This is a genomic window from Streptomyces sp. NPDC002044 (genome assembly GCF_040296725.1).
Taxonomy (GTDB): domain Bacteria; phylum Actinomycetota; class Actinomycetes; order Streptomycetales; family Streptomycetaceae; genus Streptomyces; species Streptomyces antarcticus.
The window spans coordinates 1-11,458 of the sequence record NZ_JBEOXU010000171.1; the positions used below are offsets into that span (position 1 = coordinate 1).

Sequence of the window (11,458 nt, forward strand, 5' to 3'; positions counted from 1 at the left end):
GTTCGACGAGCCGGTCGACGGCCTCGCGGCCGAAACGGGCGGCGAGGTAGCCGCCCACCGAGCGGCACCCCGGCGGCGCGGGGACCGGGCCGCCCACGCCGCGAGCGGCCGGGGCCGGGCCGGCGGGCGCTCCGGGCCCGTGGTGCCCTCGCCGGGCTCCACGGGGCCGACGCCGCTCACCGCGGGCCGCCCGCCGCGGTCGGGCGGCTCACTGCCAGGGGCCGTCGGTCGGGCCGCCCGGACGGTGGCGCTCGGCGCAGCGGGCCCCCGCCTCCCGGGCGGCGAGCGCGCGCCCGGCGGCGGGGCCGCCGGTCCGCTCCTCGGCGCGGGCGGCTGCGGTGACCGCGCGGAGGATCTCGTACTGGGCGCCGGACAGGCCCATGGCCTGGTAGTCGAGCCCGACGGCGTCGCGGCCCTGGCCGGCGTCGAGCAGGACGCCGCTCCAGTGGGTGACCAGGGCGGTGCACAGCTCGGCGGGGGATGTGGTGTGCGGGGCGGGTGTCCCGGGTGCGGGGGCGGGTGCGCCGGACGGGCCGCCGGCCGTGGAGCAGCCCAGGGCGAGCGCGGCGATCAGCGTCGCCGCGCCCGTCGCCCGGGCGCTGCCCGGCATCGGTCCCGTACCCATGCGAGGCACGCTAGACCGGTGGGCCGGGGGTGACAACGGTCAGGTGTTGCCGGGGTGTTGCGGGTTCGCGTCGCGCAGCAGGCAGGTCAGCCGGGCGGTGCAGACGCGGCGGTCCTGGTCGTCGCTGATGACGATCTCGTAGGTGGTGGTGGAACGGCCCCGGTGGACCGGGGTCGCGACCCCGGTGACCAGGCCGGACCGGGCGCCGCGGTGGTGGGTGCAGTTCAGGTCCACGCCCACGGCGATCTTGTTGATGCCGCCGTGCATCATCGCGCCGACGGAGCCGAGGGTCTCGGCCAGCACGGCCGAGGCCCCGCCGTGCAGGAGCCCGTACGGCTGGGTGTTGCCCTCGACCGGCATCGTGGCCACGACGCGTTCGGCCGAGGCTTCCAGGATGCGGATGTCCATCCGCTCGCCGAGGTGGCCCGCCGAGAACAGCGTGGGCAGGTCGATGCCCAGGGCCGCGTACTCGTCGAGGACCTCCTGCGGGAACTTCACGGTGTGCTGCTCGCCCATGGGCCGGCTCCGTCTCTCAACGCTCGTTGACCTGCTTGTCCTGAGGTCGTTCTATCAGGCCGGTTCGAAGCGGATGACGACGGACTTGCTCGCGGGGGTGTTGCTGGTGTCCGCGGTGGAGTCCAGGGGGACCAGCACGTTGGTCTCGGGGTAGTAGGCGGCCGCGCAGCCACGGGCGGTCGGGTAGTACACGACGCGGAAGCCGGGAGCGCGCCGCTCCACCCCGTCCCTCCACTCGCTCACCAGGTCGGTGTAGGCGCCGTCGGCGAGCCCGAGCTCGGCCGCGTCCTCGGGGTTGACCATGACGACGCGGCGGCCGCCGGTGATGCCGCGGTAGCGGTCGTCGAGGCCGTAGATCGTGGTGTTGTACTGGTCGTGGCTGCGCAGGGTCTGCAGGAGCAGCCGTCCGGCCGGGACCCTGGGGTACTCGACGGCGGCGGCGGTGAAGTTCGCCTTGCCCGTCGCGGTGGGGAAGCGGCGCTCGTCGCGCGGGGCGTGCGGCAGTTGGAAGCCGCCGGGGCGGGCGACGCGGGCGTTGAAGTCCTCGAAGCCGGGGACGACGCGGGAGATCCGGTCGCGGATGGCGGAGTAGTCGCGCTCGAACTCCTCCCAGGGGGTCTTCGACGCCTCGCCGAGGACCGCGCGGGCCAGGCGTGCCACGATCGCGGGCTCGGAGAGCAGCCGGGGGCCCGCGGGGGCGAGGTTGCCGCGTGAGGAGTGGACCATGCCCATGGAGTCCTCGACGGTCACGAACTGCTTGCCCGAGACCTGGGTGTCCTTGTCGGTGCGGCCGAGGGTGGGCAGGATCAGGGCGTGGCGGCCGGTCACCGCGTGGGAGCGGTTGAGTTTGGTGGAGACGTGCACGGTCAGCGAGGCGCGGCGGACGGCCGCCTCGGTGACCTCGGTGTCGGGGGTGGCGCCGACGAAGTTGCCGCCCATGGCGAAGAAGACCTTGGCCTCGCCGTCCCGCAGGGCCTGGATGGAGCGGACCACGTCGAAGCCGTGCGTGCGGGGCGAGGTGATCGCGAACTCGCGGTCGAGGGCGTCGAGGAAGGCGGGCGCGGGGCGTTCGAAGATGCCCATGGTGCGGTCGCCCTGCACGTTGGAGTGGCCGCGGACCGGGCACACCCCGGCTCCGGGCCGGCCGATGTTCCCGCGCAGCAGCAGTAGGTTGACGACCTCGCGGATGGTGGCGACGGAGTGCTTGTGCTGGGTGAGGCCCATGGCCCAGCAGACGATGGTCCGCTCGGAGGCCAGGACCATGGCCAGGGCGCGTTCGATCTCGGGCCGGGTCAGGCCGGTCGCGGCGAGGGTCGCGTCCCAGTCGGTCTCCGCGGCGGCGGCGGCGAACTCCTCGTAGCCGTGGGTGTGTTCGCGGATGAAAGCCTCGTCGGTGGCTCCGCCCGCCTCGATGACCAGCTTGTTGAGGAGCCGGAAGAGGGCCTGGTCGCCGCCGATGCGGATCTGGAGGAACAGGTCGTTCAGCGCCGTGCCCTTGAGCATGCCGAGCGGGGTCTGCGGGTTCTTGAACCGCTCCATCCCGGCCTCGGGCAGCGGGTTCACCGAGATGATCTTCGCGCCGGACGACTTGGCCCGCTCCAGGGCGGACAGCATGCGGGGGTGGTTGGTGCCCGGGTTCTGCCCGGCCACGATGATCAGGTCGGCCTGGTGCAGGTCCTCCAGGGAGACGCTGCCCTTGCCGATGCCGATGGTCTCGTTCAGCGCGGAGCCCGAGGACTCGTGGCACATGTTGGAGCAGTCGGGCAGGTTGTTCGTGCCGTACTCGCGGACGAACAGCTGGAAGAGGAACGCGGCCTCGTTGCTGGTGCGGCCCGAGGTGTAGAAGACGGCCTCGTCGGGGGAGGCGAGCCCGCGCAGCTCCTCGGCGATGATCGCGAAGGCGCGTTCCCAGGAGACCGCCTCGTACCGGTCGCCGCCCGGGGGCAGGTACACCGGCTCGGTGATCCGCCCCTGCTGCCCCAGCCAGTAGCCCGAGCGCGCGGCCAGGTCGGCGAGGGGGTGCGCGGCGAAGAACTCCGGGGTGACCCGGCGCAGCGTGGCCTCCTCCGCGACGGCCTTGGCGCCGTTCTCGCAGAATTCGGCGGTGTGCCGCTCGTCTCCCTCGGGCCAGGCACAGCCCGGGCAGTCGAAGCCGTTCTTCTGGTTGACCTTGAGGAGGGTGCGCGCGGTGCGTACGACGCCCATCTGCCGCTGCGCGGCCCTCAGGGTGTGCCCGATCGCGGGCAGCCCCGCGGCGGCGTGCTTGGGGGGCGCGACCTGCGGCGCGTCCTGTACCGGATCACCTGCGGGCGGCTTGGCGGCCATGTCGCTCCCCTTCGAGCTGCTGTGCGTGTATACACCCGATCCTGTCACGGTCCTCCGACATCGCCGACGCCGGAATTGTCGGCGGGGGCGCCTAGGATCGGGGGCGTGGCAGACACAGCAGCGAAGAAGACGGACCAGACGACCGCGGCGGACCGCCCCCGCCTGATGCTCATGGACGGGCACTCCCTGGCGTACCGGGCGTTCTTCGCGCTGCCCGCGGAGAACTTCACGACCGCGACCGGACAGCCGACGAACGCGGTCTACGGCTTCGCGTCGATGCTGGCGAACACGCTGCGCGACGAGGCGCCCACGCACTTCGCGGTGGCGTTCGACGTGTCCCGCAAGACGTGGCGCTCGACGGAGTTCCCCGAGTACAAGGCGAACCGCTCCAAGACCCCCGACGAGTTCAAGGGGCAGGTCGAGCTGATCGGCGAGCTCCTCGACACGATGAACGTGCCGCGGTTCGCCGTCGACGGCTTCGAGGCCGACGACGTGATCGCGACACTGGCCACGCAGGCGGAGGCGCTCGGCTTCGACGTGCTGATCGTCACCGGCGACCGCGACTCCTTCCAGCTGGTGTCCGAGCACACCACCGTGCTCTACCCGACCAAGGGCGTCTCCGAGCTCACCCGCTTCACCCCGGAGAAGGTCGAGGAGAAGTACGGGCTCACCCCCCAGCAGTACCCGGACTTCGCGGCGCTGCGCGGCGACCCCTCCGACAACCTGCCCGGCATCCCCGGCGTCGGCGAGAAGACCGCCGCCAAGTGGATCACCCAGTTCGGGTCGTTCAAGGAGCTCGTCGAGCGCGCCGAGGAGGTCAAGGGCAAGGCCGGGCAGAACTTCCGGGACCACCTGGACGCCGTCAAGCTCAACCGCGTCCTGACCGAGATGGTCAAGGACGTGGAGCTGCCCAAGACCCCCGCCGACCTCACCCGTCTCCCGTACGACCGCGCCGGGATGCTCGGCGTGCTCGACGTGCTGGAGATCCGCAACGCCTCGCTGCGCGAGCGGCTGCTCGCCGTGGACCCGGGCACCGCAGAGGAGGAAGCCCCCGCCCCGGCGCCCGCCGTGGAGCTGGACGGCTCCGTCCTGGGCGCCGGCGAGCTCGCCCCCTGGCTGGAGGCCCACGCGGGTGGACCGCTGGGCGTGGCCACCGTCGACAGCTGGAACCTCGGCGCGGGCAAGGTCACCGAGATCGCGCTCGCCGCGGCCGACGGGGCGGCCGCCTGGTTCGAACCGCACGCGGCGGACGAGAGCGACGAGCGGGCCTTCGCGGCCTGGGCCGCCGACACGGCGAAGCCGAAGGTCGTGCACAACGCCAGGGGCCTCATGCGGGTCTTCCCCGAACACGGCTGGACCCTCGCCGGGGTCACCATGGACACGGCACTCGCCGCCTACCTGGTCAAGCCCGGCCGCCGCTCCTTCGCCCTGGACGCCCTGTCCAACGAGTACCTGCACCGTGAACTGGCCCCCGCCGCCGCGGACGGCCAGCTGGCCTTCGGCGCCGACGACACCGCCGAGGCGGACGCGCTCATGGCACAGGCCCGCGCGGTCCTCGACCTGGGCGACGCCTTCACCGGCAAGCTCGACGAGGTGGGCGCGACCGAGCTGCTGCACGACATGGAACTCCCGACGTCCGAACTGCTCGCCCGGATGGAGCGGGCCGGCATCGCCGCCGACCGCGACCACCTGGACGCCATGGAGCAGCAGTTCGCGGGCGCCGTCCAGCAGGCGGTGAAGGAGGCGCACGGCGCGGTCGGACACGAGTTCAACCTCGGCTCGCCCAAGCAGCTCCAGGAGGTCTTCTTCGGCGAGCTGGACCTGCCGAAGACCAAGAAGACCAAGACCGGCTACACCACGGACGCCGACGCGCTGGCCTGGCTGGCCACCCAGACCGACCACGAGCTGCCGGTCATCATGCTGCGCCACCGCGAGCAGGCCAAGCTCCGCGTCACCGTCGAGGGCCTGGTCAAGGCCGTCGCCCCCGACGGCCGGGTGCACACCAGCTTCAGCCAGACCGTCGCCGCGACCGGACGCCTGTCCTCCACGGACCCGAACCTGCAGAACGTGCCGGTGCGCACCGATGAGGGCCGCGCCATCCGCCGCGGGTTCGTCGTCGGCGAGGGCTTCGAGTCCCTCATGACCGCCGACTACAGCCAGATCGAACTGCGCGTCATGGCCCACCTCTCCGAGGACGCGGGCCTGATCGAGGCTTTCGCCACCGGCGAGGACCTGCACACCACCGTCGCCTCCCAGGTCTTCGCGGTGGAGCGGTCCCAGGTCGACGCCGAGATGCGCCGCAAGATCAAGGCGATGTCGTACGGCCTGGCGTACGGGCTGTCCGCCTTCGGCCTCGCCCAGCAGCTGAACATCGAGCCCGCCGAGGCCCGCGGCCTGATGGAGACCTTCTTCGAGCGGTTCGGCGGGGTCCGCGAGTACCTCCAGCGGGTCGTCGACGAGGCCCGCGCCACCGGGTACACGGCGACCGTCTTCGGCCGCCGCCGCTACCTGCCCGACCTCAACAGCGACAACCGCCAGCGCCGCGAGGCCGCCGAGCGGATGGCGCTCAACGCCCCGATCCAGGGCACCGCGGCCGACATCGTCAAGGTCGCCATGCTGCGCGTGGACAAGGCGATCACCGAGGCCGGACTGTCCTCGCGGATGCTGCTCCAGGTCCATGACGAAATCGTGCTGGAGATCGCCCCCGGCGAGCGGGAGCGGGTGGAGGAGCTGGTGCGCCGCGAGATGGGCGCCGCCGTCGACCTGCGGGCCGAACTGGACGTGTCGGTGGGCGTCGGCCCCGACTGGGAGTCCGCCGCGCACTGACCGTCCGCGCACGGACGGGTACGCGCGTGGCGTCCGCGTGCCGGCGTCCGCGTGCCGGCGTCCGCGCGCCGGCTTTGGCGCAACGCCCGTCCCCGCTGCTACGCGGTGGGGACGGGCGTTCGCGCGTCGGCGTGCGGGTCCGCGCCCCGCGCCGTACGGCCGGGGCGGTGCCGCAGCCGGACGAGGACCCCGTACAGCAGCAGGGCCACGGCGAGACCGCCGCCCGCGCCGAAGCAGACCGTCGGGATGATGTCGAGCGGGTGGCCGATCCGGTCGACGTACGCGAAGAACCGGATCACGCGCACCGTGACCCCGGCCGCCACGCACACCACGACCAGGACGAGCGCGCCGACGGTCTCGGCGCGCGTCAGCACCGGTACGGACACGGGCGGCGCGGAGTCCGGGATCCGGCGCAGCGCGGTCCCCGCGAACCAGAGCAGGGCGCAGGCGGCGACCGCCGAACTGCCGTACTGGAGGTACGAGTAGAGGGGCAGGCCGAAGGCGGCCGGCTCACCGAGCGCGGGCAGCGCGTCGGTGCCCCAGCGGTCCAGGTGGGTGAAGCTGTCCCACACGACGTGCGTGAGGGAGCCGGCGACCGCCGAGAGGTAGAACCACAGCGCGAGCGCGGGCCGTCGGCGGCCGCACCACCGCTCGCCCCGCAGCAACGCGTACACCCGGCCCCGGCGGCGGCGCGGGACGAGCGCGGCCAGGGGTTCGCGCAGCAGCAGCCAGTACGCCGCGAGGACGGCGGTGAGGAGGGCGTCCGCGGTGAGGACGCCCGTCAGCGTGTGGGTGAAGGAGCCGTACGACATGACGCCGCCGACGACCGCGTCCGCGAAGTAGAAGGTGTCCGGCGCGAACGACCCGAGGACCAGCGCCGAGGCCACCAGCGGGCCGCGCGCCCGGCCGGTCCGGCGGACGGCCGGCAGGACGGCGGCCGCGTGGCTGAGGGTGAACGGCATGGGGCCTCTTCTCGCTGTGCGGGTGCGGGTGCGGGTGCGGGTGGGATTGCGGTTACGGGGGTGGGGACGGATGCGGGTGCGGGGGCGCGCGGTGGGTCGTGCGGCGCGGTGCGCGGCGCGGCGCGCGGTGTCGAGTGGCGCCGGGGAACGCCGGTGCACGCACCCCTTACTTCGGACCAATGCGCCCGAAGGGTCCGGACAGTATGCGTGAGCCGCGCGGGGACGTGTTGATGTGGTGAAGTTCCGGACCGTGGTGCGTGTCCTGTGCAGCGGTCTGACATAAGGTCACGCGGACGTCGAGGGGGAGGGGTCCGGCTCATGTCGGCTCGAATATTCGGACGCAGGCTGCGCAGGGGCGGCGCCGCCGCCCTGGTCTCCGCTCTGGTGATCGCCGCGGTGACGGCCTCCCAAGGGCCCGGCGGAGGCGGCGCGGACCGGATCGCGGTGGCCGGGGAGGACAGCACGCGGCCCGTACCGGAGACGGGCTCCGGCGGAGACTCCTCCTACTTCACCGAACTGCCCCCGCCGCTCAGCCCCGAGCCCCCGCCCGTCGCGGCGTCTGCGGAGGCCGCCCCGGGGGCCGCCCAGGCCCCGGCCGGGCAGCCCGCCGCCGCGACCGGGCCGGACGCGGAGCCGGTGGCCACGGGCGCGGGGGAGGGCGCCCAGGGGATACCGGCGAGCGTGCTCGCCGCGTACCGGAACGCGGAGCGCGCGGTGGGGCGGAGCGACCCCGGGTGCGGGCTGCGCTGGCAGCTCCTCGCGGCGATCGGCAAGGTCGAGTCGGGGCAGGCGCGCGGAGGCCGGGTGGACGCGGCCGGAACCACGCTGCGGCCGATCCTGGGGCCGGTGCTCGACGGCAACGGCTTCGCGAACATCTCCGACACGGACGACGGGGCGTACGACGGCGACGCCCGGTACGACCGGGCGGTCGGCCCGATGCAGTTCATCCCCTCCACGTGGGCGGCCTGGGGCCAGGACGCCGACGGCAACGGCCGGCGCGACCCGAACAACGTGCACGACGCGGCCCTGGCGGCCGGCCGCTACCTGTGCGCGGGCACGCGCGACCTGCGGGTGGCGGCGGACCTGGACCGGGCCGTGCTGTCGTACAACCAGTCCACGGAGTACCTCCGGACGGTGCGGTCCTGGTTCGCGTACTACCTGAAGGGCACGCACGAGGTACCGGACGGCGAGGGCGCCGGTACGGGTACGGGCGCCGCCGCGGCGCCCGCCGCACAGCCGAAGCCGGGCGCGAAGCCGGGGGCGGACCCGACCCCGTCCCCCCCGCCCACCCCGAAGCCGGACCCGACGCCGACCCAGCCTCCCAAGCCGACGCCGACCCAGCCCCCCAAGCCGACTCCCACGCCCACCCCGACTCCCACGCCCATCCCGACGCCGACGCCGACGCCGACCCCGGTACCGACGCCGACGCCGACCCCCACCCCGGTGCCGACCCCCACCCCGGTGCCGACGCCGACGCCGACCCCCACCCCCGAGCCGACACCGTCCCCGACGGTCACCGCGTCCCCGAAGCCGGCCGCGACGCCGACGCCCTCCCCGACGCGGAAGCCCACCGCGTCCCCGAAGCCCGGCCCGTCCGGCGCCCCGTCCGCGTCCCCCTCCGCCACCCGCCCGGCCGCGCCGACCCCGACCCCGTAGGCGAAGGAGCCGGGGCAGGTCACGTCACCCCGCCCGGCTCCGCCCGACGCCCCGACGCCCTACGCCCCCGCCGCCCGGTGCCCTGACGGCACCGGGCGGCGCCGTCTGCCGGCACCCGGCCCGGCCCCGGAGGCGGCTCGGCACTCCGGCACCCGGCCCGGCGCCCGGCAAGCACGCTCCGGCTGGCCGTCGGCCACCCCCGCCCTGCCCGCCCCCGGCGTTCGGCCGCGCAGGTCAGGCGCGTTTCCGGGTTCCGCGGCGCAGACGGTTCTCATCTCGGCCCCGCATTGCTACGGTGCCTCCGCCCTGACGCCCTATCAGATTCCGGAGGCCCGGCATGCGTCCGTTCGTCGCCGCCGCCAGCGGGCTCGTCCTCGCGGTGCTCCTCGTCCTCGCCATCACGGCGTTCGGGGCGCCCGAAGGCACGACCTCCCCCAAGCCCCTGCTCACCACCGCGCCCCCCGCGCCCGGAAAGTAGAGGAGGGCCCGGCGATGCGACGCAGAGCGAGCCTCGTCCTGCTGGCCCTAGCCGTCTTCTGCGCGGCCCTCGCGCCGCTGCTGCGCTGGTACGCGTACCCGCGGCTCGCCAAGATCCCGCCGAACCAGTACCAGGAGGTGGTCCTGGAGGCGAAGGACGCGACCCTCATCGACTACCTCGACGGCATGAAGCCCAAGAAGGTCGACAAGGTCACCATCGTCCAGACCCTCAAGGGCAACGTGGAGGCTTCGAAGGAGATCGAGGCGAGCGCGGGCCGGGACGTCGTCGTGTGGGACACCCTGTCCCACATCATCGGCCCGGACGGCACGATGGTCTCCCAGATCCCCGAGCGCTACATCTTCGACGCCCACACCCAGGACCCGGTGCACGCCACCGGCGAGATGGTCGACGGGGACGCCGTCAAGCGCGAGGGCATCGAGTTCAAGTGGCCCTTCTTCACCGAGCCGCGCGACTACCTGTACTTCGACGCGCAGACCCGCACCTCGTCACCGATCCACTACGTCGGACCGCGCACCTTCAAGGGCATGGACGTCTACTACTTCGAGCAGACCGTCCCCTGGACCAAGGTCCCCATGCCGAAGAAGATGCCGATCGAGGGCATCGACCCGACGACGCTCGAACAGACCACCGGCACCACCCTCTGGTACACCACCAAGGCGATGTTCTGGGTCGACCCGGTGACCGGCGCGCCCGTCAACGCCGAGCAGCAGATCCAGCAGGAGATGCGCGGCGGGTTCGCGGCGGCGGCCCCCGACGGGAAGATCACCGCGTTCGCCGGGCACGTGAAGATGCGCGAGGACTACAGCGACCACACCGTCGAGCTCGTCAGGTCGAACCGTACGAAGGTCCTCGCGCTCCACACCTACGCCCCCGCCGGCCTGGCCGCCGGCGGGCTGGTCCTCCTCGGGCTGGCGCTGTGGCTGGAGGCGCGGAGCAGGCGGCGGCCGGACGGCGGGGACGCCGGGGACGGCGCGCTCAGCGCTTGAGCCGGGCGCTGGTGTGCCGGGTGGCCTCGGCGGTCGCCGGGTCCTCGGGCCACGGGTGCTTGGGGTAGCGGCCGCGCAGCTCGGCGCGGACGGCGCGGTAGCCGCCCCGCCAGAAGGAGGCGAGGTCGGCGGTGACGGCCGCGGGCCGCCCGGCGGGGGACAGCAGGTGGACCAGTACGGGCACCCCCGCCACCCGGGGCGTCTCGGCCAGCCCGAACAGCTCCTGGAGCTTCACGGCGAGCACCGGCTGCTCGCCGGAGTAGTCCACCCTGACGCGGGAGCCGCTGGGCACCTCGATCCGCTCCGGGGCCAGTTCGTCGAGCCGGGACGCCTCCCCGCCCGCCCACGGCAGCAGCCGGTTCAGCGCCTGCGCGGCGCTGACGCGGCCCAGGTCCGAGCGGCGCCGGGCCCGCGACAGCTCGGGCTCCAGCCAGTCGTCGGCCCGGTCCAGCAGGGCGGCGTCGTCCGCCACGTCCGGCCAGCCGCCGCCGAGGGTGCGGTGCAGGAACCCCAGCCGGGCCCGGAACGCCCGCGCGTCGGCGGACCAGTGCAGCAGGCCGAGGCCCTCGGCGCGGAGCCCGTCGAGCAGGGCCGCGCGCACCAGCGCGGGATCCGGGGCGCGCAGCGGCCGTACGGCCAGCTCGATCGCCCCGAGGCGCTCGGCCCGGCGGGCCACCAGGTCGCCGTCCTCCCAGCGCACCTCCTCCCCGTCCGAGTGGAGGTGTCCGGCGGCCAGCCGGGCGGTGTCCTCGTCGATGACGGCGGCCAGCCGGATCCGGGCCGAGGCCGAGTGCGGAGCCCGGTCGGCGACCGCCACCGCCAGCCAGGGGGCGCTGCGCAGCCCGGACCCGTCGCCGAGTTCGGCGCCGGTTCCGGAGGCCATGAGGAAGGCCCCCTCGCCCCGCGCCCGCGCCACCCGCTCCGGGAACGCGAGCGCGGCGACGAGCCCCGCGGCGGCGTCGTCGGGACACGGCCAGGGCCAGGGTCGCCAGCGAGAACAGCAGCGCGAGCCACTTGGCGAACGTCCGGCGGGCGGCCGGGACGGCCGCCGTGAGGATCGCGC

At 74.1% G+C, this 11,458-nt stretch carries 9 protein-coding genes; 4 read left to right on the forward strand and 5 right to left on the reverse strand.

The features are described 5' to 3' along the window. Positions 1-208: 208 nt before the first annotated feature. From ABT106_RS27980 to ABT106_RS27990, 3 genes are read right to left on the reverse strand one after another with little or no spacing between them, the layout of a single operon-like run. Entirely contained in the window at positions 209-625 is a 417-nt protein-coding gene (locus ABT106_RS27980) for a hypothetical protein (RefSeq protein ID WP_351282714.1), read from the reverse strand. Positions 626-664: 39 nt separating this feature from the next. Continuing rightward, positions 665-1,141 (reverse strand): PaaI family thioesterase, encoded by a 477-nt coding sequence (locus tag ABT106_RS27985; RefSeq protein ID WP_351282717.1) that lies wholly within the window; start codon positions 1,139-1,141, stop codon positions 665-667. 54 nt (positions 1,142-1,195) lie between these two features. Further along, positions 1,196-3,466: an FdhF/YdeP family oxidoreductase gene (locus tag ABT106_RS27990; RefSeq protein ID WP_351282719.1), complete on the reverse strand. Its 2,271-nt coding sequence runs from the start codon at positions 3,464-3,466 to the stop codon at positions 1,196-1,198. 105 nt (positions 3,467-3,571) lie between these two features. Here ABT106_RS27990 and polA point away from each other — a divergent pair, with 105 nt between their 5' ends. Beyond that, complete coding sequence (gene polA / locus ABT106_RS27995; RefSeq protein WP_351282722.1) at positions 3,572-6,292, forward strand: DNA polymerase I; 2,721 nt, start codon at positions 3,572-3,574, stop codon at positions 6,290-6,292. A gap of 98 nt (positions 6,293-6,390) precedes the next feature. Here polA and ABT106_RS28000 read toward each other — a convergent pair whose 3' ends face one another. Continuing rightward, positions 6,391-7,254 (reverse strand): DUF4184 family protein, encoded by an 864-nt coding sequence (locus ABT106_RS28000; protein ID WP_351282724.1) that lies wholly within the window; start codon positions 7,252-7,254, stop codon positions 6,391-6,393. Positions 7,255-7,572: 318 nt separating this feature from the next. Here ABT106_RS28000 and ABT106_RS28005 point away from each other — a divergent pair, with 318 nt between their 5' ends. The 3 genes from ABT106_RS28005 to pgfA all read left to right on the forward strand — a co-directional run bounded on the left by ABT106_RS28005 (position 7,573) and on the right by pgfA (position 10,395). Further along, a complete protein-coding gene (locus tag ABT106_RS28005) occupies positions 7,573-8,910 on the forward strand; it encodes a lytic transglycosylase domain-containing protein (protein ID WP_351282727.1) in 1,338 nt (445 codons plus the stop codon). A gap of 337 nt (positions 8,911-9,247) precedes the next feature. Then, positions 9,248-9,388, forward strand: coding sequence for an SPW_0924 family protein (locus ABT106_RS28010; protein ID WP_267722271.1), 141 nt, complete (start codon positions 9,248-9,250; stop codon positions 9,386-9,388). A gap of 14 nt (positions 9,389-9,402) precedes the next feature. Then, positions 9,403-10,395, forward strand: a complete 993-nt coding sequence (gene pgfA / locus ABT106_RS28015; RefSeq protein WP_351282729.1) for a cell envelope lipid trafficking protein PgfA — start codon at positions 9,403-9,405, stop codon at positions 10,393-10,395. On the opposite strand, the gene ABT106_RS28020 is transcribed toward pgfA, so the two are convergent. Beyond that, positions 10,385-11,458, reverse strand: a 1,074-nt coding sequence (locus tag ABT106_RS28020) for an ATP-dependent helicase C-terminal domain-containing protein (RefSeq protein WP_351282732.1), incomplete at its 5' end; no start/stop codon positions are given. The genes pgfA and ABT106_RS28020 overlap by 11 nt on opposite strands.